26 protein-coding genes and 1 pseudogene are annotated in these 24,319 nt (G+C 35.2%); 4 read left to right on the top strand and 23 right to left on the bottom strand.

The annotated features are described in order from the left end of the window. Positions 1–55 precede the first annotated feature (55 nt). From AC1TO6_RS00160 to AC1TO6_RS00190, 7 genes are all read right to left on the bottom strand, one after another. Positions 56–1,222: an AAA family ATPase gene (locus AC1TO6_RS00160; RefSeq protein ID WP_482099583.1), complete on the bottom strand. Its 1,167-nt coding sequence runs from the start codon at positions 1,220–1,222 to the stop codon at positions 56–58. An 84-nt stretch (positions 1,223–1,306) separates the two neighbouring features. Further along, positions 1,307–1,501, bottom strand: coding sequence for a hypothetical protein (locus tag AC1TO6_RS00165; RefSeq protein ID WP_482099584.1), 195 nt, complete (start codon positions 1,499–1,501; stop codon positions 1,307–1,309). A gap of 24 nt (positions 1,502–1,525) precedes the next feature. Next, complete coding sequence (locus AC1TO6_RS00170; protein ID WP_482099585.1) at positions 1,526–2,419, bottom strand: DUF6744 family protein; 894 nt, start codon at positions 2,417–2,419, stop codon at positions 1,526–1,528. A gap of 590 nt (positions 2,420–3,009) precedes the next feature. Further along, on the bottom strand, positions 3,010–3,234 hold the full coding sequence (locus AC1TO6_RS00175; RefSeq protein ID WP_482099586.1) for a hypothetical protein: 225 nt from the start codon (positions 3,232–3,234) through the stop codon (positions 3,010–3,012). A 94-nt stretch (positions 3,235–3,328) separates the two neighbouring features. Beyond that, a complete protein-coding gene (locus AC1TO6_RS00180) occupies positions 3,329–3,994 on the bottom strand; it encodes a hypothetical protein (protein ID WP_482099587.1) in 666 nt (221 codons plus the stop codon). A gap of 48 nt (positions 3,995–4,042) precedes the next feature. Next, entirely contained in the window at positions 4,043–4,528 is a 486-nt protein-coding gene (locus tag AC1TO6_RS00185; protein ID WP_482099588.1) for a hypothetical protein, read from the bottom strand. 13 nt (positions 4,529–4,541) lie between these two features. Beyond that, entirely contained in the window at positions 4,542–5,147 is a 606-nt protein-coding gene (locus tag AC1TO6_RS00190) for a hypothetical protein (protein ID WP_482099589.1), read from the bottom strand. A gap of 1,254 nt (positions 5,148–6,401) precedes the next feature. Between AC1TO6_RS00190 and AC1TO6_RS00195 the strand changes: the two genes are divergently transcribed. Beyond that, positions 6,402–6,986, top strand: coding sequence for a hypothetical protein (locus AC1TO6_RS00195; RefSeq protein ID WP_482099590.1), 585 nt, complete (start codon positions 6,402–6,404; stop codon positions 6,984–6,986). Positions 6,987–7,135: 149 nt separating this feature from the next. Here the strand turns inward: AC1TO6_RS00195 and AC1TO6_RS00200 are convergent. From AC1TO6_RS00200 to AC1TO6_RS00225, 6 genes and pseudogenes are all read right to left on the bottom strand, one after another. Further along, positions 7,136–7,693, bottom strand: a pseudogene (locus tag AC1TO6_RS00200) (recombinase family protein). A 240-nt stretch (positions 7,694–7,933) separates the two neighbouring features. Continuing rightward, the gene (locus AC1TO6_RS00205; RefSeq protein ID WP_482099591.1) at positions 7,934–8,794 is read right to left on the bottom strand and encodes an SDR family oxidoreductase; all 861 of its coding nucleotides are present in this window, start codon (positions 8,792–8,794) and stop codon (positions 7,934–7,936) included. 76 nt (positions 8,795–8,870) lie between these two features. Then, positions 8,871–9,422 (bottom strand): NADPH-dependent FMN reductase, encoded by a 552-nt coding sequence (locus AC1TO6_RS00210; protein WP_482099592.1) that lies wholly within the window; start codon positions 9,420–9,422, stop codon positions 8,871–8,873. A gap of 62 nt (positions 9,423–9,484) precedes the next feature. Further along, entirely contained in the window at positions 9,485–10,528 is a 1,044-nt protein-coding gene (locus tag AC1TO6_RS00215) for an LLM class flavin-dependent oxidoreductase (RefSeq protein WP_482099593.1), read from the bottom strand. Between the two features lie 16 nt (positions 10,529–10,544). Then, complete coding sequence (locus AC1TO6_RS00220; protein WP_482099594.1) at positions 10,545–10,889, bottom strand: DoxX family protein; 345 nt, start codon at positions 10,887–10,889, stop codon at positions 10,545–10,547. Positions 10,890–10,900: 11 nt separating this feature from the next. Continuing rightward, positions 10,901–11,545, bottom strand: a complete 645-nt coding sequence (locus tag AC1TO6_RS00225) for an NAD(P)-dependent oxidoreductase (protein WP_482099595.1) — start codon at positions 11,543–11,545, stop codon at positions 10,901–10,903. 150 nt (positions 11,546–11,695) lie between these two features. On the opposite strand from AC1TO6_RS00225, the gene AC1TO6_RS00230 reads away from it, so the two are divergent. Continuing rightward, positions 11,696–12,244, top strand: a complete 549-nt coding sequence (locus AC1TO6_RS00230) for a TetR/AcrR family transcriptional regulator (RefSeq protein ID WP_482099596.1) — start codon at positions 11,696–11,698, stop codon at positions 12,242–12,244. Between the two features lie 966 nt (positions 12,245–13,210). Here the strand turns inward: AC1TO6_RS00230 and AC1TO6_RS00235 are convergent. After that, entirely contained in the window at positions 13,211–13,906 is a 696-nt protein-coding gene (locus AC1TO6_RS00235) for a pirin family protein (RefSeq protein WP_482099597.1), read from the bottom strand. A 62-nt stretch (positions 13,907–13,968) separates the two neighbouring features. Then, complete coding sequence (locus tag AC1TO6_RS00240) at positions 13,969–14,076, bottom strand: hypothetical protein (RefSeq protein WP_482099598.1); 108 nt, start codon at positions 14,074–14,076, stop codon at positions 13,969–13,971. 1 nt (position 14,077) lies between these two features. Here AC1TO6_RS00240 and AC1TO6_RS00245 point away from each other — a divergent pair, with 1 nt between their 5' ends. Next, on the top strand, positions 14,078–14,353 hold the full coding sequence (locus AC1TO6_RS00245; protein WP_482099599.1) for a winged helix-turn-helix transcriptional regulator: 276 nt from the start codon (positions 14,078–14,080) through the stop codon (positions 14,351–14,353). Here AC1TO6_RS00245 and AC1TO6_RS00250 read toward each other — a convergent pair. The 6 genes from AC1TO6_RS00250 to AC1TO6_RS00275 all read right to left on the bottom strand — a co-directional run bounded on the left by AC1TO6_RS00250 (position 14,265) and on the right by AC1TO6_RS00275 (position 17,444). Next, positions 14,265–14,822: an NADPH-dependent FMN reductase gene (locus AC1TO6_RS00250; protein ID WP_482099600.1), complete on the bottom strand. Its 558-nt coding sequence runs from the start codon at positions 14,820–14,822 to the stop codon at positions 14,265–14,267. The two genes, AC1TO6_RS00245 and AC1TO6_RS00250, sit on opposite strands and share 89 nt — an antisense overlap. Positions 14,823–14,924: 102 nt before the next feature. Next, positions 14,925–15,140: a hypothetical protein gene (locus AC1TO6_RS00255; protein ID WP_482100126.1), complete on the bottom strand. Its 216-nt coding sequence runs from the start codon at positions 15,138–15,140 to the stop codon at positions 14,925–14,927. A 175-nt stretch (positions 15,141–15,315) separates the two neighbouring features. Beyond that, on the bottom strand, positions 15,316–15,765 hold the full coding sequence (locus AC1TO6_RS00260; RefSeq protein WP_482099601.1) for a MarR family winged helix-turn-helix transcriptional regulator: 450 nt from the start codon (positions 15,763–15,765) through the stop codon (positions 15,316–15,318). Between the two features lie 53 nt (positions 15,766–15,818). Next, entirely contained in the window at positions 15,819–16,166 is a 348-nt protein-coding gene (locus AC1TO6_RS00265) for a DoxX family protein (RefSeq protein ID WP_482099602.1), read from the bottom strand. Positions 16,167–16,230: 64 nt separating this feature from the next. Then, positions 16,231–16,470, bottom strand: a complete 240-nt coding sequence (locus AC1TO6_RS00270) for a DUF896 domain-containing protein (protein WP_482099603.1) — start codon at positions 16,468–16,470, stop codon at positions 16,231–16,233. A 773-nt stretch (positions 16,471–17,243) separates the two neighbouring features. Continuing rightward, positions 17,244–17,444: a hypothetical protein gene (locus AC1TO6_RS00275; protein WP_482099604.1), complete on the bottom strand. Its 201-nt coding sequence runs from the start codon at positions 17,442–17,444 to the stop codon at positions 17,244–17,246. 527 nt (positions 17,445–17,971) lie between these two features. On the opposite strand from AC1TO6_RS00275, the gene AC1TO6_RS00280 reads away from it, so the two are divergent. Then, on the top strand, positions 17,972–19,114 hold the full coding sequence (locus AC1TO6_RS00280; RefSeq protein WP_482099605.1) for a YsnF/AvaK domain-containing protein: 1,143 nt from the start codon (positions 17,972–17,974) through the stop codon (positions 19,112–19,114). Positions 19,115–19,795: 681 nt separating this feature from the next. Here the strand turns inward: AC1TO6_RS00280 and AC1TO6_RS00285 are convergent. Together AC1TO6_RS00285 and AC1TO6_RS00290 are read right to left on the bottom strand one after the other, a co-directional pair. Next, positions 19,796–20,566, bottom strand: a complete 771-nt coding sequence (locus AC1TO6_RS00285) for a PH domain-containing protein (protein ID WP_482099606.1) — start codon at positions 20,564–20,566, stop codon at positions 19,796–19,798. 160 nt (positions 20,567–20,726) lie between these two features. After that, positions 20,727–24,203: an Ig-like domain-containing protein gene (locus AC1TO6_RS00290; protein WP_482099607.1), complete on the bottom strand. Its 3,477-nt coding sequence runs from the start codon at positions 24,201–24,203 to the stop codon at positions 20,727–20,729. Between the last annotated feature and the right edge of the window lie 116 nt (positions 24,204–24,319).

The following is a 24,319-nucleotide window of genomic DNA, read 5'->3' on the forward strand; positions in this document are numbered from 1 at the left end:
TAAAAGAAATGCCTAAGGAAGTCCCTAGACATTTCAACTCTTATTTCATCAATTTTTAAAACGGCATCTCTACTGTTTGCTTTTCATTTGAATTCTTAAAATCCATGGGCTCTAAAATGCTGTCCAGGATTTTTTGTTGCATCAATTTTACTTTATCGAGTATTGGTTCGATATCCATAGATCGGCTTTGATTATGTTTCTTAAGCTTATTCAAGTCATTCACCAATGCCTTCATTTTCTGGGTAGCTTCCATTCCTGCATCAGTAGAACTATTCTTCAGCATGGAATTGAACACTTCATTTGCTTCATTTTGTATGGAATCAATGGCACGAGTCACTACATCTTGTGCATGACTACGAACAATGAGCGATACGGTATCCTTTTGATCAACCGTTTCCCAGAGTGCATTTTCAAGGATGACAATATCATCTACTTGTACAAATTGCCTTTGGTTAATCAAAGCCTTCGCTTGAAGCACCGAAAGCGACTGTTTAAAACGTCTGTCAGAAGGGCGGATTCCTTCATCGCGCAATTCATTACGGATTTTTGATAGTGTTTCATACACTTCATCAGGAATTGTAACCATGTCTGTAAAAAACTGAAATTGAACTAATTCATCCATCGACATGGAAGGCATGACTTGATTTTGGCCGGTTCCCTTCATCATAGAAACAAAATTCGTTTCATCAGCAATGTAATCTAGCTCGAATCGAAGTAGAAACCTATCAAAAAGTGCTTCAAGACCTTCGCCTTCTTCTGGGTATTCATTTGAAGCTCCAATGACTGACATCAAGGGTACAGTCACTGGCGTTCCGTTATTATAGAAGAGCCTTTCATTTATTAGCGTTAGCAAGCTGTTCAAAATAGCTGAATTCGCCTTGAAGATTTCATCTAGAAATACCAGATTAGCTTCTGGCATTTTAGTTGCTGTATTCCTCTTGTACACGCCTTGTTCAAGGTCTTTTAACGACAACGGGCCAAATACTTCTTCGGGTGTACTGAACCTTGTCAGCAACCACTGGAAATATTCAGTTCCCTGTACGATTTTGGCCAATTCAACCGACAATGCCGATTTCGCAGTTCCAGCAGGTCCAATCATTAGCATGTGCTGCCTAGAGAGCAGAGCGACTAGTATTCCTTCTACTTCTTGCTCACGCTCGAAAAACTTTGCATTTAGTGCATTTTTAATTTCTACTAATTTCGCAAAATTAGTATTTGTCATATTGAATAACTCCTTTAATTTTTAGTTTAAAAAGAAAAGGAAGCCGGCTCCTATTGCATCCGTACTTCCTATTAAGAATTCTCTTCAGTATTTCGATGAAAGAATAAACAATTCTTGTTCTTTTATTGAAAGCTCACGCATTTTCATCTGCAATTCCTGTTCTTTTAAATCATTTGAACGTTCGAGCTCATGAGCAATCTGTCTAATATGTTGCACACAATCGACAACATCTCTATCGTAGAATTTTCTTCCCATTATTGTTTGATAAAACTCAGTCATATTAATCTCTCCATTCCACTATTTTTAGTGATCCGCAACCATTTTCGAAACTGCAGCACGAATTGTCATAATTTTAGTTTCTAGCGTTCCTGCTTCACTAGCGATAATGCCTTTGTAATTTTGATAGTTCGCAATTACAGACTTAGCATTTTCGATAATCTCTTTTACTTGCCCCTTTTTTAACATTGAACTCGATTTACAATCATTTAAAATAGATTCTAAATGGTCATTTAGCTTCGTGTTCACCATTTGTCGGTTATCGAATGTATTAACAACGGGTATCTTGAACCCCTCACTGTTCTCAAGAGAGGACGTGAAGCTTACAAGCTGATTCAACCCTTTCGTGTGTGAATCTGGGACAAAGTAAATTCCCCCGTTTTGGCGTACTGGTGTGGGTGCTAAAGATTGTAAGATTTTATTAACCATTACTCTTATTTGCTGGGCTGAATAATGCTTTCTATAAATATTAAAATTTCGTTCCGCTTCATAGCACAGCTCTTTTGCAATTTCGTTCTCCGTTATAAATGTTAGAGAACTATTGTGCTTATCTAGCGTGATTACTCCCGCTCTACTGCTGTAATTAAGACGTTTACCAGCCTGATCCACAGTCTCCACTACAATGTTCCGCTGCACGTGGCTATTGTCCGAGAACACTTCACGAATAAGATAGTTCTCGAATACTCCAGCGTGCCCAGTAGATTTTCTAGTCTCTATCTCTTTAGTACTTCTTCGAAATGCATCGGCTGGACGAATCGCATTCGGCATCCATTCAACAGGCAATCCTGACTGAATAAGTGCTCGCTCCAAATCATCCATTTTGATTAATTGCTTGCCAACCGAGAACCACATTAAATGCCCTAGCATACCGTCTTGTTGCTTGTTTTGGACAGCCGTCATATTATCAAGATTAATCGACATACCTAACAACCCTTTCTATTTTTGTATTTAAATAAATAAAAAAACGCATTTATACCTAGCGATTGCTAAGTAAATACGTTTTAAAATAACCCTATTTTCATATTTCAATAGATCCTCTTCCATCTCCCTTCAATAACTTTTTGAATGCAAAAAACCGACATCTCCTGAATAGGAAAAATCGGTTTTAATATAGTTCACGCAATATGCGTAAGTATCACTTTTGATATGCAATGTAATTTATTGACGTGTAACACGTCTACCTAACTTTTCCTATAAATTAGGAATATAAAGGCTGAACATTTATGCCGAGTCTCTTTCTGCATATGCAAAAAGTGTAACGACTTTCACTAGTTGAAGAAAACAGTAACTTCATTTAAAGAATATACATATAGAATAACAAAACCGTTTGCCCATCGCAAACTTGCGGGGAATCATTGTTGCCTAATGTGAATAAATAGCAAAAACACAGAAGTTTAGAAACTCCACGACTGTTTATCAGATTTGACACTAGTAAAATTGCTTTACATTACTAAGTTATCCTTCACTATAAAAAAAACGACCATCCGCTCAATAGATGGTCGTATTTTTATTCACTTTTTACTTTTCAACTTTTCGAGTAAGTTACTTACTTTATCGCGCATGTCTTCAGTTTCTTCTATTAATACTTCGCATTCATAAAGTGGATCCAAAATAATTGTTTCACAATCTACAAAATCCATATATCCATTTATCAGTTCAATGAGTATTTGCTTCGCCATGTACATCATATCTAAGATGTAATTCCATTCCATCGACTTAATCAACTCAACACGCACATCCATTCCCTCCTCTTTCATTCTCTATTAGCCATTAATATTGATTTTCAGGCAAATTAAAAACACCTTAGATTAAGGTGTTTTTTCTAATCCTTTAAACTTTCCCGTTAATTATTTCAACTGGATTAATAAAATCCATATATTTATATCCCCAATTATTTTGGAGATTATTCAATTCCTGCTCATAGTCCAGATTGTAGCAAGCAAAGTAAACTTTAGGTTCACAATAATTTTGTTTTAAATATCTATAACAATTCGCTAAGTACTTAATTTTATCTTGATCAGCTTGCTTAGCTTTTTCAAATGGACGGAATTTGGGTATAACATTACTAATATTAGCCTTGCATTCAACAAACTCCAAGGGGTTTTTATCATCGTAATAAGATACTATATCACATTTGTTATCCGAATCACCAACAACGTTATTTTCATCCTTAATTACAGGCTCAACATAACGCCTTTCACTTAGGAAACCTTTCGTTATGGGTCCGAAAGAGAATATGACATTTTCTAAAATTTTTGCTCTTGTATCATTAAATTGCTCAGAATTTAATTCATATATATTTCCCAATACTTTTGCTAGATAATCAACTTTACTCTCGGCTAAGTTTAATGCAGGTGAAGACAGCATTAAATTAATTTGTCTATACACTTCAGGTAAATTAGACACATCATTTTTATTGTAAATTGAAAACATCCTTGAAATAAAAAGAAAAACTTCCCGATTTCTTTCAACTTCATCTACAACTGCTTTAATCAAAGGTTTATTACTAATACTCTTGTTCTCATAAAAGGTAAGTGCCATATCCTAATACTTTGGTGTGTATTTATAAGGAGGTATTATTAGGGCCGGGAATCCCATTCTCGTTGTAATTGAGCTTACAGTTTCTCTCACATATGGCCAAGCATTAATAGGTACGTTTCGATCTACAAAGGTTTCTAACTCATTCTCTATATCAATATCAATTAAAAAATCATTCTCATTCTCAATCTTTAAATTGTATTTTAAGTTTAAGACAAAATCGATACTAAAAAGGATATCCTCTTCTGGTATATCGTCATTTTCTTTCTCTTCATTTCCATTTGTATTTACAGCTAATACATTAAAGTCCATTTGTATTAGAATTTCTATACCATCAATATTAGTTTTTTTTAACTCTGATTTTAAAACTATATCCAGATTCCCTTTCTCTAAGTGTTCAAAATCAAGATTCTGTTTACATTCAAGAGAATTTAATTCCACTTTATCCAGGTTTATTACTTCAATAAATTTATTATACTTATCCTCAGTCATAACTAATTAGCCCCTATGCAGTGATTTTTTCATTAGGATTGTAATCAAACTTTATTGTTTGTCTTTTAATACTTTGAACTCCAAGTGAAACTTGTCGGTTAGGTAAGTCAGGTAAACTTTCTATACTTAAATCCATTTTCAAATATCGTGTAAACTCTCTTATATAGTTGCTCATAAACTCTATACGATTAAAATCCAATTCTTTATCAAAAAGTTCTGTAACAAAATTCTGTTGATGGTTTATTACACTTTTTAAGTATTTATATGTAGTTACATCTAATTTTTTCGATTTTAAATCATTACTTATATTATTTATTAAATTTAATCCATTTGTATTAAACTTCTTTTCTGATGCCAAAAATTCAATGATCAAACCCTTGAAGTAAGTATTTGTTATACACTCATTATTATCCTTAATACATTCCTGAAAATACCCCTTCACTTTTGAGAATGAGCCCTCCACAATATCTTTAAGAACATTTAGCTGATTCTGTAATGATCTAATATCACCTTCATAATTACTAACAAGACTTTGATTAATAGTTATGTGAGAGTAAATTAGTGAATCTTGCTTTTGTAAATTAATGTTATTCATTATAACAGCCCCTTTCATAAACATATAGAGCACCTCCCATTTCAACATACATAAAGAATTAATTGAATAAACTAGTTTATTCACCATCATTTCCAAAATGTATGTGAGAAATACTTACTATATACTTATTTCGATATTTTTTTCCATTTCCCTTTAATCGTAGAAGGGATTTATAAATAAACTTAAATTAAGTATTGACGTATTTTCAAAATACCGCCCCTACTTTCTTACATCCATACTCTACGCCGATTCATAAACATCATTCAAAACACATGTAGTACTGTTTTCTGAAAATCCATATCTGGTTCTAGTGCTGCCCAAATTCTGTCTAGAAGAGCATTGGAGCATTGGATTATTCAATTACAACAAAAAAGCTGCCCTTAACCTCTTTTTTCATACTCCTTTCTAGTAAAAAATGATTAGTATTTTCTTTCACTCCACTAGAAATCATTAATCTTTTAAACACTTTAGAAAGTCCATGTTATGAGTTGATATGGACAGTTGTAATTGATTTTTCTCCTTAGCAATAAAACTTTCAATTAAATTAATCTAAATATAGAACCTAAATATAAAATTAATGTGATTCCCAATCTAAATTTGAAATCGGTTCACCTATCTATAATTAAGTTATCATTATTGTTTCCAGACTTTAGTTCATCTTTAATTCTAGCAATAAAATAACAAAATGCAATTAAACTAGATTCACTTAAGTTTTTTGATTCTGCTCCCTTTTTCTTGTGACTTAACTGGAAATGCATAGTTCCTATACAATCGGGCGTTTCTTGCAGTATATTTATTTACTTTTGTTGAGAAGTAACAAATCCCATTAAAGGTTGATTCCCTAATCAATTGAAGTAATACTTGTGGAAATATATACGTTGCAATAGGTTTAAAAATCACACAACAAAACGTTCTAATAGTTGCAATATCACTTTGGAAACGTTCGGTTTTTTCGAGACACATTGAGGAACGATAATAAGATATAATTAAATGAGGATTCCTATACTAAATGTCAAAGAAACGGGAATTACTCTTATCAATGGAAAGGTCTTTCACCAATACTTCCCAACAACCAAAAGGTTGTGATAGAAATTGACGGTAGGCAGCATTATTCTACTGAAGTTAAATCTAGCCCAAAATAGTATGCGGAAATGGTTTCTGCAGACAGTGAAGGCACAGCGGGGGCATTGAGCTAATGGATGGAGAGAAAAACACTTTGAAGATTTTTTAAATAAGTATGATATTGGTTGATAATATTATAGATGGAGGCATTATTAAATGGTGGGCAATATACATTTGATACGTATTAATGAAAACAAAATAGTACCAGCTCTTTGTTTGATTTCCAAAAATCACCAAATGGTCTTTTCCCAACTACGCTCAGCAAAAGAAATAGAAATTATATATCATAAAGATCCTAAAAAATATAAAAAAATTAAAAAAGGAAGACCAATGAATCAGCAAGAGTCCATTCCTAAAAACTGTGTGTATATAGACAAACCAAATGGACTAAAAAATGAATCGGTTGTAATGCTCTCCAAATTACATACTGTAGAACAAATTGATGTTCTGAAAAAAATCAGTGAAGTTCCCATTAAACAAGTGGAAGATATTCTAAAGGCAATCTTAAATGTAGAAAAAGATCCAGAACTTCATAAAGAGATGCATATATTGAAAAAGAAAATACAAATTGCACAAATGAATAATGAAAAGTATAGTGATTTGGAAAATCGTTTAATGGAAATTACGAGAAAATTAGGATATGCAAACAAACGAACCAACGGCCTCGATAAAAAACCTTATGAATCATATAGAGTTGTACCTAACAAAGGTTCTATTAAAATTTACTTAGGTGGAAGATAGTAAGAAAAATTAGCTACACCTAGTTGTAAGACCTGTTGAAAAGGAAAGTATATAAAATATTAATCTATATAAGCCCTGCTTCTAATTGATAGGATAGCTTAGTGCTCTTTTAAATATTAATATTCACCTATAAAAAAGCGTATCATTTGTTACCTTATCCTGTTTTTACGCTTTGCCCTGATTAATGTACTTTTTGATATGCCAGTCATATCCTCAACCTGATTATAAGAAAAAGATTCTTTCAGCATAAGGGCATGATCTATTTGCTTTGATGAATACTTTCTCGGTCTCCCCTCTTTGAAGTCTGGCGATAGCCTTGCTATTGCCTTTCCTTCTTGAGTCCGTTCGACAATCATATCCCTTTCGAACTCTGCAAAGGCCAACATCACGCTGAATATTAACCGTCCCGTAGCTGTATCTTCAACCAGCCCCATATTTAAAACATGAACTTAAATTCCTCTTTCAAATAACTCCTTAATTGTATTTATACCATCCAATGTCGATCTAGCGAAACGATCTAGTTTAGTAACGACTAATGTGTCGTCCTTTTGCAACAAATCAAGTACTTTGTTAAATTCGGGTCTATCTCTTTTCGTTCCAGTAAATTTATCTTTGAATATTTTATCACAGCATTCTCGCTCCAATTGCTCTAATTGCGAGTGGAGATCTTGGTGAGTCGTCGAAACCCTCGCATAGCCATATTTCATAGCAAAAAGCCCCCTTACTTATGACACTAATATGTGACACCTTGGTAACCCCTAATCTATCACTATCACTTTAAGGTGTCAAAACTTAAAAGTTACGACACCGTTATGATGTAAAAAAAGCCGATAAAAGGATCGGCCTTCTTGTTCAACTAAAGCACCCGATTGCGTAAGAAAGAGAACTATTCGTTACCTTATTTCACGCATTAAAAAAGCCACTGTATCCTACAGCGGCTTTCATCATTATTTTAATAAGATTTGCAATACTTCTTTTACAGTTGTTGGCTTCCGACCTAATAGCATTTCTAAATCAGAATGAGATGCTTCTAATCCACCTTCACGGATTCCTTTTTGAATCATTACTGTCAATGATACAAATTCTTCTGGTACGCCAGCCTCTTTTAGCATTTTTGCATGTGCTTCAGAATTTACAGCTAATAAAGAAATTTCCTTGCCTGTAACCTCATTAACTACATCTACGAATTGTTGTTGTGTTAAGTTTTCACCAGCTAATTCGTATGCTTTATTATCATGTCCTTTACCTGCTAAAATATTGGCAGTCGCTTCACCTAAATCTGGACGGTACACCCAAGCTACTTTTCCTTCTCCTGCAGATGTAACCCATGGTTTGCCATTTAAGCATTGTTGGATTGTACCTAATTCATTTTCAACGTACCAGTTGTTACGCACAAATACATATGAAATACCTGATTCTTTAATGATATTTTCACGTTCACGGTGAATACCAGCTAAAATGAAGTTACTAACATCCGCACGTGGCGCACTTGAGTAAATCATTTGTGAAACGCCATTCTCTTTTGCAGCTTCTACCGCATTTGTTTGTTGACGAATTGATGTTTCCACATCACCAAATGTTGAAATATTGAAGACGCGATTCACACCTTTGAAAGCTTCAACTAATGATTCTTTATTTTCAAAGTCGGTTAAGCGAACTTCAATACCTTGTGCTTCATAGCTTTTTGCCTTTTCTGAATGTGGATCACGTACACCTGCTATGATATCAGAAATTGGCACTTTATTTACTAAATTTTCAATAATATTTGAGCCTAGATTTCCGGCTGCACCTGTTACTAAAATTTTCACTCCTATATTCCTCCAAGTACTTTATATTATTTGTGTTTCTACTGCTATGAATGCCTTGATTATCAGAAAAACTATGTTATCTTAAAGTTTCTAATACACCACTCCATGCTATCACTTGGTCAAGCATTAAGTTGACAGTCGGTAGATGGTTTTCAGATGGTTTAAATGTTGAAAAGTTTTCAAAATCAGTAAAAAGAGATAATGTTGGGTGACCTTTTACACTTGCAACTTCTAATTCTCCGAAAATTCCTCGTAAGTGTTCAGCTGCACGAGCTCCACCTGCTCCACCATAGCTAACGATTCCTGCTGCTTTGTTATTCCAAGCTTCTCGATTTGCAATATCAAGTGCATTTTTTAAAGCTCCAGAAATACTGTGATTGTATTCTTGAACAATAAATACGAATCCATCTAGGCTAAAAATCTTTTTAGTCCAAGCTGCTATTCCAGGTTCTGTTCCATCAGTTGTTCCTAAAAACGGCAATTGGTAATCTGCAATATCAATAATTTCATAATTTGCATCCCCACGTTCGTCAGCTATTCCTTTTACCCAATCTCCAACTTCAGGGCTAACTCGACCTTGACGAGTGCTTCCTAAGATAATTCCGATAGTTAATTTTTCATTTGTCATGATTTCTTCCTCCTATTAATAAAACTAGTTTGTTTAAAATACCTTCTACATTCAACACTTTGTTATTTAGATAAAGCTCTGCGCACAATTGGTGCTACTTCATTGGCCAATAAATCAATTGCCTTTTCAACTCGATGTAATGGTTGATTCCCCATATCAAATTGCCCCATGAAACGTAAATGACCAAATAGCTCATGTTGATATAAAATCTTCTCTGCGAGTTCCTCAGCGCTACCAACAGCTAAAATTTGATTCGCTACACGTTGTGGCATCATTTGCTCTGGTACCATCGGGGTATAGGGCATCCCGCGATCTTTCATAAAATGTAGCATGTACTGATTATAATGCGGTGTAAATTCACGCATCGCCTGTGCACCATCTTCCGCGATATAGCCGTGACCTGTGACGGAAACCTTTAACTGTGATAAATCGTGACCTGCATCATTCGCTGCTTGCCAATAAAGATTCGTTAACTGCTGAACACGTTCAGGCTCGCCACCTAGTAAACCTAAAGCCATGTTCGCTCCGAGCTTTCCGGCCCGAACAGCACTTGCTGGTGTACCACCAACACCAATCCACATCGGCAATCTCTTTTGCACGGGACGAGGTGCAATTTGTGCATCTCTAAGTGGGGAACGGTACTCACCATGCCAGTTTACTACGTCTTTTTCTTGTAGCTCCATAAACAGTCCTAGCTTTTCCTCAAACAGCTTATCGTAGTCATCTAAACTAGCGCCAAATAATGAAAAACTTTCTAAAAAGGCACCACGACCTAAAATGATTTCTGTACGACCGCCGCTTAGTAAATCTAATGTCGCAAAATCCTCATAAACACGGACTGGATCAGATGTGCTAATAACAGATAATGTACTTGTTAATGTAATATTTTTCGTTTCACGTGCAATGGCTGCTAGCAGCATCGCATAGCTAGATGTGACAAAATCTAAACGATGGTGTTCACCGACACCAAAAACGTCCAGTCCTGCTTCGTCCGCCCATTTTGCCATTTGAATGATGTTTTCCACGCGCTCCTGTGCTGATAATACCTTGCCTTTATCATCTGGAATACGTTCTCCAAGAGAATAAACACCGAATTCGAAGTTCATATTTTTCACCCACTTTTTATAATAGAATGATTAATAGTACAAGAGCAAAAATGCCAAGTACACCAATCGTTGCTGTATCTTTCATTGTGTCTTTAATGCGAATATGAGTAAACACGCCACCAATACCTACTGCTACTAAAATGGCTGCTCCGATGATGGCTGACGTTTCATTCCAAAAACCTACGATTAATAAAATCGCTGCACCTAATTCAATAACACCAGTTACAATACGGAACCATTGTGGTAAGCCCCATTTTTTAAAGCCCTCGATGTGCATTTTTGAACCAGTTGCTTTTCCTAAACCAGCCATGATAAACATTAATCCAAGTAAACCTTGTAAAATCCAAGCTAAAATTGTCATCGCATTACCTCCTATTTATTAAAGACGATAGGCATTTTACCTACCCATTCTTGCTTACGAATTGCGTCATACATACATGTTGCTGCGTTTTTACGCGATACATTAAACTTCGCCTTTGAGTCACCTAAAGAAATCGTATAGCCGTTGCCATCTGTTTTCACGTTCGGGTTAATAATACGCACAACCGTCCAATCAGCCTTGCTTGCTTTTACTAAAGTTTCAACACCCTTCATTTCGGCATGGCCAGGAGGGAAAAATAGCTTTGGCATTAATGCTGGCATAATTGTTGCAACTTGTTTTTTATCTTGTGCTGATTTGACCGCTGGTGTTGCAAGCGTAATGAAACGTTTCACACCTGTTGTCTCCATCACGCGTAGAATCATTTCGTGTGCGTTTCGAATTGGTAAGCTTGTAATTTTGCGCCCACCGTTTAAGCTTGGTCCAAGTGTACTCACTACGGCATCTTGACCTGCAATTGCTGCCGTCACTTGTGCTTCGTCGTTATAGTTTGCAACGATGACTTCTAGATTGGGATGCGTCATTTCAAGTGCACCCTCGCGACGTACCACCGCTTTTACTTTATCTCCATTTTGTAAAGCTACGTTAAGGAACTGTTGTCCGATTTGACCATTTGCACCGAAAACTGTAATATTCATTTTAATTACCTCCAACACATTTTGTATATCCAACACTTGTTGTGTAATTATCTTATGTCAAAACGAAAAAAACGACAACCAACAAATAGCTAGAAATCATCGTATATACGACATTTGACGTCAAATGTCGAAAAAGTAAGGAGAATAACAATGGAAAAAAAAATGGATCCACGTTTTTTACGTACGCGTCAGTTAATTATGGATGCGTTCATGCAGCTTGCTGTAGAGAAGGAATTCAAAGATATTACGATTAAAGATATTACATCGCGCGCAACCATAAACCGAGCAACATTTTATTATCATTTCTTTGATAAGTATGACTTGTTAGAGAAGGTGTTAGCAGAGGACGTCTTAAAAGGGGTGCTCACAAATGTCAACTCACATGAAGCGTTAACACCGGAATCAATGAAAAATATTTTTACTAGTATTTTGCAATTTCAAACCGGACTTGCGAATCAATGTGCGCGTAGCTATGAGGCGTTTACACCGAAAATTGAAACGATCGTTAAAGATGAACTTGGACGTATTTTTAGAGATTTCTTAAAGGACAAGCATTCGGACTGGCCATTTGAAAAAGTGGATCTACAAAGTATTATGCTGAGCTGGTCTTTATATGGGATGTCCACTAAATATGTAAAATCAGGCGAAACACCAACGGATGAAATGATTCATCTATTATTTGAAAAGTTAATGGATTAAATAAAACGACCTCTTCGCAAAATGCAGAGGTCGTTTTCATTATGCTAGTAATTGTTGTAATGCTTCTTTTACTGTAGCCAGTTTGCGACCAAGTAATCGTTCTAAATCAGTTGAATCATTTACTAATTTACCTTCACGAATGCTCATTTGTGTCATTACTAACATACCTTCTAGTTGCTCTGATATTTAATTTTAAATTGAATAGAAGGACATAGGGAAATTTAGAAACAAAAATAGTGATCAAAATAACTTTGATCACTATTTTTTGCTGTACATCCACCTTGGATGTAACACATATCACCGCAAAAAAAATTGTATTGTTATTATACTAAACTGCCCCGTTAGTTGAACAAGTAATTGGATTAGCTCCATGAGGTCTATCCGTAAATCAGTGATTCGATCGCTGAACGGGTTTGTATGTTACATGCACCTCTGGTTGACATAACGCCAGTTCTCGGCAGTTGATTCAGACAGGAAACCCCTTGTAATGGCTCCTTTCCCCTCCATTGGCCCTTCACTTTCTTTATGCAATAAATATACATCGTTGAACTAACGGGCTTTCTGGTGAACGTCAGGCCTGTCTACATGAATAGTTATGCAGTTTCACCCAACGAGAAGCAGACGGAAAACCCTCCCTGGAAAATCATAGCGGGGGGGGGGGTGTGATCAGTTCATATTCTATGCACCTAATCCCCTATTCATAATGTTTGTTTACCTGACCGTCTAAGTTAGGTTTGACCACCCTTTTAGTAAATGGGGCTTGTCTATAATTTCATATGATAACCAGTTATTGAAAGGTGCCTGTTCGTAGTTCAATTATTACAATTCAAGACTTTGAATAAAAAAATTAAAAGGAAGTCGACAAGTTGTTATATAGTCGGCTTCCTTCTTTTACTTTATGTAATTTAGTGATAAAAGGAAAAGAAGCAACCCCAGATGGATTGCTTCCCTTAGTAGGGGTCCCAATTATGCTAAATCGATTAGTAGGAATTTCGTATCCTCTATTGCTTCGATTTTTAACTCAGTTATGTCGACGATTCTTGCAGAATCTCGCGTACTCAGCTTAAATTCATTATTCAAGGTGACTTCTCCCTCGATGATAAAGATAAACGTCTTACGATTCGCTTCTTGTTTAAATTGATAAGAGTGGTTACGGTCCAGCACAGAAAGATACATTGTTATATCTTGATGGATATGAGCAATGTTCTCTGATTGGATCCGGTTGGAAACAACAGGTAACAAGTTATTTCTTAATGCGTTATGATCAAAAGTAATTTGTTCATAAGAAGGATCTAGTCCATTTTTTTCAGGAATAACCCAAAGTTGCAAAATGTTAACTTCTTCAGTATCAGACGGATTGTATTCAGAATGTAAAATACCTGTTCCGGCCGTCATTCTTTGAATCTCACTAGGACGACTTATTTTAGAATTCCCAATTGTGTCTTCATGCTTTATTTGACCTTTTAGGACAATAGTGACGATCTCCATGTCCTGATGTGGATGCATACCAAAGCCCTTGGAGGGTGCGATAAGATCGTCGTTTAAGGCTATCAGTGAACCAAATTGTGAATTCTCCGGGTCGTTCGGTGAAAAGCTAAACGATGATTTAACCCACCCATGGTCCGCTGAAATACGTGATGCTGAAGGAAATACAGTTATCATTGTTAATATCCCTCCCAGATAGGTTATTTTAGTTTTTACAAACTCAGTTGTTAACGTATGGCTTAAAATCGCCAAACGGCAATAAATAATGCCAGCACAATAAAAATAATGTTCATAACTATTCCTGAATACTCTTTACGCTTAAGGTGAAATCCAGCAGCCAGTAGCATAATGACAGCTAGTGCAATCGCTACTACAGACGTTAGAACAGGTAAAACGTCCGTACTACATTATTTATTTAAAAATGGTACGTTGCGATTTAGTGAACTTCAAAAAGCGCTTCCGCACATAACCAAAAAAATGCTGACCGCTCAATTGAGAGCACCGGAGTATGTTCTTGGCACAAAAATCACTAATTTTATCGTACAGTTTTTAATGCGCGGCTCCAAGAAAGAACTTGGTCAAACATTGTGTTCGCGTTGTCCGCATGGTAGTCAGCAGGTTTGAACACGCTCATGTTTTCAAAGTCAGACATCAGTGAGAATGTAACTGCCGTACGTACGTCAGCAACTTGTAGCTCACCCAAGATTAGACGTAGGTTTTCATGTGCACGTGTACCACCTAAGCTACCGTATCCAACAAAGCCAGCTGCTTTATTGTTCAATTCTGGGTTCAAGAAATCCAGCGCATTTTTGAGCGCCCCACCGATTGCGTGATTATATTCAGGTGTTACGAAAACATAGCCATCGAAAGAAGCCATTTTTTCTGACCAGGCTTTTATTTGTTCTCCAGCATCTGATTGTGCATTTTCTGAGCCCAAGAGTGGAAGATTGTAGTTGGCAAGGTCTACAAGTTCATACTCAGCATCATTCCGTTTTTCTGCAAAATCATGCATCCATTTTGCTACAGCATCACCATTTCGTCCTACACGTACACTACCTTGAACAATACCTATTTTCAATTTTTCGTTTGTCATTGTTTTTTCCTCCTCATTAGATCTACCAAATATTTTGTCTAAAAAACCCACTATAATAACCACCTAAAAGATTTATTTATTACCTACACCAATACTTTAACTTTATAATTTATCACCCCCCTTGAGGATGGATTGAGGAGCAAGTTCAGGCACTTTAAATAATATTACTTCAGCACCAGATTCCTTCGCTCCCTCTTCACCCCATTTTGATAGTGAAATAATAGAACCTAATATTAAGACAGCTGTCATGGAACAACCAAGGGCTGCTGATTTAGTTGGCCATGTATAATGTCGGCATTGAGCCTTTCCTAAAAACATCAAGAAAAGCATCTTCTTCTAATTTCGCTGTTTCGACTAATTCTTGAATACGTTGTTGTGCAGAAATTCATTGCCCAGTTACAGAATTCCTTAAATGATCCCCGATTGAATATAAGCCAATTTCCATTCCATTTTTCGGATGGATTCGATATTTTTCCATACTATTATTCTCCTTCTAAGACAGTTCCTTTGCAGCAAGACCAACTGTTTTTAATAATGCTGTTAATTGCTCCTTTTGACTGTCATCTAACACTTCTAAATTTTGTACAATCATTTCTACATGCTTCGGTAAAATTTCATTAAAAAAATCTTCCCCTTTTTTTGTTAGTACGACTTTGCAATAACGTTTGTTTTCTTCATTGATTTCGCGTTTCACAAATTCCTTTTTTTCTAGCTTGTTCACTACATACGTAATACTTCCGCTTGGAGTCATTAACTTTTCGCTAATCACTTGAATAAATTGAGGTCCTTTATTATAAAGCAGTTCTAGGACCATAAAGTTTTCAATCGTTAAACCATGACTTGTAAGATCCTTCGTTACGTTATCATAAAGTGTTTTTGTCGCTTTTAACCATGTTCGAAATAACTTTAATTCTTTTTCTCCATATTGTAATTTTTGTCCCATTAATTAATCGCCTCCGATATTTCTTTATCTTCAGCATAAAAGTTTTAACTAGCTTAGCCAAGTAAAGATGAGTAGTTTAATACCAATACGATTGCTCCAAGCACTAGTAAAATGATAGGCATCATCATATCTTTCAATTTGTCTTGAATTTTAATGTGTGTAAAAATCGCACCAATCATCGTTGCAACAACAAGGAAGCTACCAATTGCAGCCAATGTTCCATTCCAAATACCTGCTATTAAAAGAACTGCTGCTATAATCTCTACAGTACCTGTGAAAATTCGAAATCCTGCTGAATAACCATAACGTTTAAAATCTTCAACCATTTGCTTTGAACCAAATTTCATTAAACCGAACATAATAAATCCTAATCCTAAAATTACTTGTAATACTGTTGACACCATTTTTTTCTCCTTCTACTCATCCTAACATTAGGATGAATGATAAATTTTTTATATGGCTTGCTTAAAACAGAAAATCATTTTGCATTTGTTTTGCTTTTTCTACAACAATTTTTGCTGGTGTTATATCTTCACCTGATTCACTCAATATCGTTAAACTCGTCATTGACGATGTCACCTGTCCACGAATTTCTTGTAAGTATTCTTGTCTTAGCTGCTCTCGTTCAAGTGTTTCATCAATGGTTAAGCCTTCATTATGATTTTTCGCAGCAAGTTCATTAATTCTTGTTAAGCTTGCAATCATACCAATTTATCCTTTCTTCAAAATTTCATCCTAATGTTAGGATGTATATATCCTAACATTAGGATTATTACGTTGTCAACTCCATTAAATTATTATTTATAAAAAATAGGCAATAATTACATTAGAAGATTACTGCCCTAGTCGTAAACATCAGAGATCCGAAATGTTTTTGGATCTCGAATGATAAGCAAAGGCGTACTAATTTAGCACCTATGCATATTTAATACAACATGTGCAAAATAGCACTTGAAATCTGCGCAAATTATCGCCTAAAGTGACAAGAAAGGGAGACTTTTTTATCTATTTTAAGTGTCATAACTTTAGAGTTACGACACCTTTGATAGTGTAAAAGAAGCCGATAAAGGGATTGGCTTCTTGCTCAACTAATATCACTTTGACCGATAACTTGCCTTTATTTCAACTAATGTTTTGCACATCTAACCTAAAAAACACCTACCTTGAAACCATAGAGTTTTAGTTTTAATTTTAGTGAAAATGTATCCTACAGGTACACTCCAATGATACAAAAAAACTCACGTTTTGGTGTCAATTCTCAAAATTCATGACCTCCCATGGTTATAAAAAAGCCACGCGATGAGATCGGGACTATTGATAGTTAACTTATGATAGTACATAAACCCTTGTCCTTGCTTAACCTTGTTATCGCTATCAGTTGTGTTGATTTTTGATAGTGCTATAAGGAAAACGTCTGTTATAAAAGTAAAGAGACATAATGTAGGTTTACTAAATGTCCCTAAAGAAACCTATGTACATCATTTCATAAGCGAACCTCGTTCATATAGGTGAGTCAATGAGATCCCCTTTTTTGCAGCTACCCGTTTAATTAGATTTATTTCATGGTACATGGCATTAGATAAAATTCCATTCTCTATGTTTTTGTTAATATGGTAATAAAAACCTGCTAACAATTCTATTGGCATTCTATTGTACAAAGAAAATCCCCCATCATCCATTACAACACCCACCCTTTTCAATTCAGTATACAGAGTATTTACTCAATTGTTAATAGATTTTGCAAATTATGTCGAAAGGAATCTAATATTTCTATATTTCCATAATCGACTATCGTTAATTGATCTCAAAACCATCTATTAAATATTTAATAAAAACAATAATATAAATTACCGTAAGACAATCCTGCCAAATTCGGGGCTTTTTTTCGCTTTATATGTGCCATAACTTAAAAGGTTTTGACACTACTACAATATAAAAGAATAAGTGAACTTATAGGGTAGAGAAACGTCACCCCTCTCTACTTATAATTTAATTTACTAACCCGAATCTTTTATACATTAGAAAAACTAACCGTTTTTTTATTTCAAGTTAAGTTATAGAAATGAGCGTATTTCCGGCTAAATATTGTAAATTATCAAATTGTTCATTTTTTAATTGTTTCAAGTGAAGATCTGTCGGGTAGATATCTAATACATATGAATGTTATTACTTTTCATATGTAGTATATTTTGGAAGGATGATAAATATGGAAAAACGAATTGTTGGGAGCTTTAATTCAGATGAAGAAGTCTTGTTTGCAATTGAAGGATTGAAACGTCAGGGGCATCGTGATACAGATATCATGGTGGTAGCAGAAAATAAAAGTGCCATTCCATTAGTCACTTCCCGTACCGGAGTCATGGTAGAAGCAGATCAACAAGTAAGTACTATAGCAGGTGTTATGATGAACAGCTATTTTTCCATGTTGTCAGCAGGAATGGGCCGCACACAGGATAATACCCTGTCCAGCAGGCTAATTGAAAGGGGCCTGCCAAAATATACAGCAAAACAGTGCGAAGAGGAAATAAATAAGGGGAAAATAATGTTGCTAGTTGATACGAATACAACTTACGACAGTCCTGTCTATAATACACAATATGAAACTGAAAACTCAAGAGCAGTCCGACTCCATGAAGAACAGCTTGAAATTACAAAAGAGAATGTTCAAGTTGGAGAATTACAGCTCCGTAAAGAAGTAGTGGAAGAACAGAGAACCGTTCATGTTCCACTATTTCGAGAAGAAGTATATGTAGAGCGACGTCCTGTCATAGATGGAAAGTTTGATGGCAGCCCGTTTGGAGAGGATGAAATTATTCGAATCCCCATTATGGAAGAAAGAATAGAGGTAACAAAAAGAGCTGTAATTGTTGAAGAGGTAATTATAGGAAAGAGAAAAATTCAAGAAACAAAACAGGTACAGGATACCATTAGAAAAGAAGAAGCTAGGATTGACCGTTCTTTCCCTTCGGCAATCGCAGCAGGGAAACTAGTTAACCAAGACACAGCTGGCCACGCTGAAGATATTACAGTAAGCCCTAATATTTTGATCGTGGAAGGCAATCCCGATATCGAAAGGATAATGGCGGAAGACAAAAAGAAAGAAACCCGCGATATACGCACAGGCTCCCTCGCTGTACAAGAAGTGAAAAACAAACTAGAATCAGCTGTCAGTAAAAAGGACGAGGTAAGCGGGCCACTAACAGATTCTCCTATTAGTAAGGATAGTAAAAGTTCTGCACCAATTTCAGCAGCTGCTGTAAAAAAGGAAGAAGCAATCCAAAACAACGAAAATTCCTCAATCGATGAGGAAAATAAAAATAATAAAAATCAAATAAAAAAGAAAAAATAATAAAACTCAGTAATAGGTTTGGATAGGATAGGCTATGCGGTCCTGAGATATTATACAAAAAAGGTTGATTTCAAAGGTCACTAAAAGGTGACCTTTTGAAGTCAGCCTTTTTCAGAGGATCTAGATATAAATCTCTGACTATTGGGTTTCCTTTTTTATTTATCGTTGTTTCTTTAGCCCTTCTTTGTAACTCATAGCTTATAGGATATATATTCTCGCATACGCTGCAACTTTGTGAATGAAACAACTTTTGATTCATTGAACCATTTTATATATCAATTTACGGATTGAGTGTATCCTTTGATGGTATTTTCACTTAAATTGCTTGAAGCTAAATATTCTTGGAAAGACCCTTTCGTAATATCATCTCCTATAAATTATGTTGCATTTATTATCGGATGCATCTCGTAAACTATGTTGCATAATAGCCTGAATCATTTCTAATAAAACACAAAAATACAACATAAATGACATTATTTTTTAAAAGAATACGCCCACTATTATTGTGAAGTTTATATTTTACGCTTATGATATACAGTAAGATTACCTGTTTCGCAACCTTAAATAAGCGAATCCATTTAGTTAACCAGACCATTACAAGACTTTTACCACAGCGAGACTACTATCAATTCTTAGATATGAAGTAAGAGTATAATCCAAAAGTTACGGTGGTTGAAAAACTTATAGTCCAAGAAGCTGCTTTTTTTTCGCTTCGAATTCTTCTTCGGTAATGATTCCTGAATCTAAAAGTCCTTTAAACTTTAAAATCTCATCGGCAGTAGAAGTATTGGCAGATGGCTGTGGAATATTTTCTTGACCATTAGAAGACTTTAAATTATCCAAAACTTCGTGAATCGTATTGTTTATGGATGACGCGGAAGCTGAATCTAAAGCAATATTAAACTTCTCTTGAGGAGTATCGATGGTTAGAACACCAAATACCATTCCTTTTTCAAAAGATATATCGTTGATTTTTTCGTGATTAACCGCTTTAAACTTTTCGCCAGTTAAAGACTTTTGACCAAACAAAATTCGTTTGTTGGTAATAGCATAAGCATAGTTACTATCGTGTTTAGTAGTGGATTGAAAATTGTGCAATCCGATGAAAGTCATTAATACCTTTTCACCGCGGATTAGATTATCTTGTAAGACTTTGAAGTGTTTAACCCCCCACTTTTCGTTAAAACCAGAACCGAATTTATTCTCTTTACAATAGTTGTACATATTTTCGGCGTCTGACATTGGGTCATCACCAAGTTTGTCTTCCTTCTCTTGAATAATCGCTTTGATTTCTTCAACAGTGATTTTATTCACATTAAGCGCCGTAGCGCCTCCAGCTTGTTTTAAACAAATGGGACACAGCCAAGCGTCTGATTTTTTTATTTTAAAACGATTTAGTCCAACTTCTTCATTACACACACCGCAAATAGCTTTTCGATCAAAGAAACCCACAATAACATCTCCTCTTATGCAATATAGTGCTTATATCATATTTAATCCATTCGTTCGGCCAAATTTGATGGCATAAAAAAGAGAGTAGCTTAATTGCTACCCTCTAAATTAATTAACATTCACTAAAGATAATACAGAAATAATAATCAACTCATATTTTTCATTTTTTAATAAAAGAAGGATTTACAGCTCTTGCTAAAAATGCAGAAAATTGTCCTCTAGTTAGTAATTCATTTGGACGATAAGTATTATCTGTATAGCCACTGGCAATTCCTAAAGAAGATATTCTTGATACAGCATCAAATGATGAAATGCTTGAGTTCATATCTTTGAATGAATTAGGTGAAGCTGAAGAAATGTCAAATGCACGACTAATTAAAATTGCCATTTGACCACGAGTAACTATTTCATCAGGACGATACGTATTATCATCAAAACCTTTAATAAACCCTTCTTTAACTGCTGCAGCAATATAGCCAGCTGCTACTGTACTTTGATTAACATCTGTGAATGCAGTTTCTCCTACAACTTCTTTCAGTCCTAATGCACGACCAATCATAATTGCTGCAGACCCTCTTGTTACGGCTTCATTTGGTCTAAATGTATAATCCTTATATCCACTAATAATATCTTTATCAGAAAGATAGAGGATTTCATTAATAAAACGATAATTATTCGATACATCTCTGAATACATTTAGTGGCGTTGATGTATCTTTTACAGTAACTTCAGTCACTGCACTAATATTTCCTGCACCATCTGTTGCAGTTACATTCAATTTTGTTCCTGCTTCTTGTTTCTCTATTACAACATTATATTTACCATCGGTATTAGTAGTTGCTGTACCTAATATCGTCGTTCCTGCTTTTACTGTAACGGTAGAACCTGCTGCTACTGTTCCATTTACACTAGTAGATATATCAGTTACTTCATTCACCGTTGGTGAGGTTGGAACTGTTACATCTTTTACTGTAACTTCTTTAACTTCACTGATGTTCCCTGCATTATCTGTAGCCGTTACACTTAATTTTGTTCCTATTGTTTGTTTTCCTATCGTAACCGAATACTTACCTTCGTTATTGACAGTCGCTGTTCCTATTACCGTCGTTCCTGCTTTGACTGTAATAGAAGAACCTGCTTCCGCTGTTCCAGTCACACTTGTTGATGTTTCAGTAACTTCATTTACCATAGGTGAGGTTGGAGCTGTTACATCTTTTACTGTTACTTCTTTCACTTCACTGATGTTTCCTGCATTATCTGTAGCCGTTACTGTAAGCGTTGTTCCTGCTTTTTGTTTCGCTATCGTAACTGAATACTTTCCTTCAGTCGTTGTTGTTGCAGTTCCTAGTACCGTCGTACCTGCTTTGACTGTAATAGAAGAACCTGCTTCTGCTGTTCCTGTCACACTTGTTGATGTTTCAGTTACTTCATTTACCAAAGGTGAAATTTGAGCTGTTACATCTTTTACTGTTACTTCTTTCACAACACTGATGTTTCCTGCATTATCTGTAGCCGTTACCGTTAATTTTGTTCCTGCTTTTTGTTTTGTGATTGTAACCGAATACTTACCTTCGTTATTGACAGTCGCTGTTCCTATTACCGTCGTTCCTGCTTTGACTGTAATAGAAGAACCTGCTTCTGCTGTTCCTGTCACACTTGTTGATGTTTCAGTAACTTCATTTACCATAGGTGAGGTTGGAGCTGTTACATCTTTTACTGTTACTTCTTTCACTTCACTGATGTTTCCTGCATTATCTGTAGCCGTTACTGTAAGCGTTGTTCCTGCTTTTTGTTTCGCTATCGTAACTGAATACTTTCCTTCAGTCGTTGTTGTTGCAGTTCCTAGTACCGTCGTACCTGCTTTGACTGTAATAGAAGAACCTGCTTCTGCTGTTCCTGTCACACTTGTTGATGTTTCAGTTACTTCATTTACCAAAGGCGAAGTTGGAGCTGTTACGTCTTTTACTGTAACTTCTTTCACAACACTGATGTTTCCTGCATTATCTGTAGCCGTTACCGTTAATTTTGTTCCTGCTTTTTGTTTTGCGATTGTAACCGAATACTTTCCTTCAGTCGTTGTTGTTGCAGTTCCTAGTACCGTCGTACCTGCTTTGACTGTAATAGAAGAACCTGCTTCTGCTGTTCCTGTCACACTTGTTGATGTTTCCGTAACTTCATTTACCAAAGGCGAAGTTGGAGCTGTTACGTCATTAATGGTAAAGTCACCATTGCTTAAATCCAAAGAGTTAGCTTCAATTAAGGTTAAATTTTGATTAGTATCTTTAACTTCAATTGAATCAACTTTCCAAATTCCTATTTCGCTCATATCATCACTGAGAAAATCACCAAAAAAACGATTTGTAATATTATCGTAGGTTAATGAAACAGAATATTTTTTTTTACTTTCAGGAGCAATGTAGTGTATAGTCGCCTCCGATAATTTTGTATCATCACTTGCATCTACATTAATCCTTACAAAATCCCCCGGGTTCAGCTGATTCTTATCTATTGATAAACTTGTAAAGATAGGCGGATTTCCTTCCTTAAAAAAGGTGATATTTCCTTTTTCAAACAAATCACTATAGTTATAGTTATATAGAGCTGTGCTATTCCCAGAAGCGTCGTATATTCCTAACATAAATAAGGAGTACATTCCTAATTCAAAATTATTTGGAACTAAAAGACTCCCTTCAAATAAATTTGTTTCATTATTATAGTATAAATCTACATTGAAGGTCTGGTCGGATACTGGAGATGAGTAATAAATATTTAAATATCTAACACCCACAAGTTCCAGCGACTTAACAGTAAATTTAATTGTTTCACCAATTGTTACTTCTTCCTTATCCACTGTTATGCTTTCAATAATATTTTCCACATTTGTCCCACTAACGTTAAAATCACCGTTCTGAAATTTATCTGCGTAATTAGAACTATGAAAAGCTGTAGTATTACCTCCATCTTCATATGTATTTAACTTAAAAAGCTTGTATGTTCCAGATTCCATAATGCTGGAGATAGGAAAATCCCCTTCAAATGTATTTGTTTCGGGATTGTAGTATAAAGAAACAGATAATGTCTGATTAGTAATTGGCGACATAAAGTAAGAGTTCATATATCTGATACCTAGATGAGTTGATGTATTTAAGCTCACCTTAACCGTATCTCCTTCTACTACTTCCTTCTTATCTACATTTATACTTTCAATTAATTCTGTACCACTTGTACCACTAACAAGAAATTCTCCGTTATCGAAACTATCATATTCCCAACTATTAATCGTCGTTATACTAGACCCATATAGACTCAACATATTTGGTGAATAATCTCCAGATTCAATGTAATCTGTAATTGGAAAACTTCCTTCAAATAATTTCGTTTCATCATTATAGTTGAGACTAATGGTTATACCCTTGCCGGTTTTTGGAGATGTATAATAAATAATGAGGTATCCAAATTGATCATATTCCTTAATCTTGACACTTATATTAACTATATCTCCGGCCTTCACTTCTCTCTTATCTACACTCATACTTTCAATTGTTGGTTTTATTACATCTGTCGAAGCATATACATGGTTTAACTGTAATAGATTAAAGACTATTATTATTACTGTTAAAAATGAAATATTCCTCATATCAACTTTCCTCCTTTTTGACCTTTTAAACATTAGAAAACTCCCTCTCAAGTCACGCTTATTTTTATTATTTAATACATAAAAACACTTATCTATTATACTCCCCTCTATCTTAA

Source organism: Sporosarcina sp. Y352 (genome assembly GCF_056786535.1).

What these genes read in the sequence shown, in the direction of transcription:
- AC1TO6_RS00160 (WP_482099583.1), bottom strand. Translation starts at nt 1,222, where the DNA reads ATGACAAATACTAATTTTGCGAAATTAGTAGAAATTAAAAATGCACTA.
- AC1TO6_RS00165 (WP_482099584.1), bottom strand. Translation starts at nt 1,501, where the DNA reads ATGACTGAGTTTTATCAAACAATAATGGGAAGAAAATTCTACGATAGA.
- AC1TO6_RS00170 (WP_482099585.1), bottom strand. Translation starts at nt 2,419, where the DNA reads ATGTCGATTAATCTTGATAATATGACGGCTGTCCAAAACAAGCAACAA.
- AC1TO6_RS00185 (WP_482099588.1), bottom strand. Translation starts at nt 4,528, where the DNA reads ATGACTGAGGATAAGTATAATAAATTTATTGAAGTAATAAACCTGGAT.
- AC1TO6_RS00190 (WP_482099589.1), bottom strand. Translation starts at nt 5,147, where the DNA reads ATGTTTATGAAAGGGGCTGTTATAATGAATAACATTAATTTACAAAAG.
- AC1TO6_RS00195 (WP_482099590.1), top strand. Translation starts at nt 6,402, where the DNA reads ATGGTGGGCAATATACATTTGATACGTATTAATGAAAACAAAATAGTA.
- AC1TO6_RS00210 (WP_482099592.1), bottom strand. Translation starts at nt 9,422, where the DNA reads ATGACAAATGAAAAATTAACTATCGGAATTATCTTAGGAAGCACTCGT.
- AC1TO6_RS00215 (WP_482099593.1), bottom strand. Translation starts at nt 10,528, where the DNA reads ATGAACTTCGAATTCGGTGTTTATTCTCTTGGAGAACGTATTCCAGAT.
- AC1TO6_RS00220 (WP_482099594.1), bottom strand. Translation starts at nt 10,889, where the DNA reads ATGACAATTTTAGCTTGGATTTTACAAGGTTTACTTGGATTAATGTTT.
- AC1TO6_RS00225 (WP_482099595.1), bottom strand. Translation starts at nt 11,545, where the DNA reads ATGAATATTACAGTTTTCGGTGCAAATGGTCAAATCGGACAACAGTTC.
- AC1TO6_RS00230 (WP_482099596.1), top strand. Translation starts at nt 11,696, where the DNA reads ATGGAAAAAAAAATGGATCCACGTTTTTTACGTACGCGTCAGTTAATT.
- AC1TO6_RS00235 (WP_482099597.1), bottom strand. Translation starts at nt 13,906, where the DNA reads ATGATAACTGTATTTCCTTCAGCATCACGTATTTCAGCGGACCATGGG.
- AC1TO6_RS00240 (WP_482099598.1), bottom strand. Translation starts at nt 14,076, where the DNA reads ATGCTACTGGCTGCTGGATTTCACCTTAAGCGTAAAGAGTATTCAGGA.
- AC1TO6_RS00245 (WP_482099599.1), top strand. Translation starts at nt 14,078, where the DNA reads ATGACAGCTAGTGCAATCGCTACTACAGACGTTAGAACAGGTAAAACG.
- AC1TO6_RS00250 (WP_482099600.1), bottom strand. Translation starts at nt 14,822, where the DNA reads ATGACAAACGAAAAATTGAAAATAGGTATTGTTCAAGGTAGTGTACGT.
- AC1TO6_RS00255 (WP_482100126.1), bottom strand. Translation starts at nt 15,140, where the DNA reads ATGTTTTTAGGAAAGGCTCAATGCCGACATTATACATGGCCAACTAAA.
- AC1TO6_RS00260 (WP_482099601.1), bottom strand. Translation starts at nt 15,765, where the DNA reads ATGGGACAAAAATTACAATATGGAGAAAAAGAATTAAAGTTATTTCGA.
- AC1TO6_RS00270 (WP_482099603.1), bottom strand. Translation starts at nt 16,470, where the DNA reads ATGATTGCAAGCTTAACAAGAATTAATGAACTTGCTGCGAAAAATCAT.
- AC1TO6_RS00275 (WP_482099604.1), bottom strand. Translation starts at nt 17,444, where the DNA reads ATGGATGATGGGGGATTTTCTTTGTACAATAGAATGCCAATAGAATTG.
- AC1TO6_RS00280 (WP_482099605.1), top strand. Translation starts at nt 17,972, where the DNA reads ATGGAAAAACGAATTGTTGGGAGCTTTAATTCAGATGAAGAAGTCTTG.
- AC1TO6_RS00290 (WP_482099607.1), bottom strand. Translation starts at nt 24,203, where the DNA reads ATGAGGAATATTTCATTTTTAACAGTAATAATAATAGTCTTTAATCTA.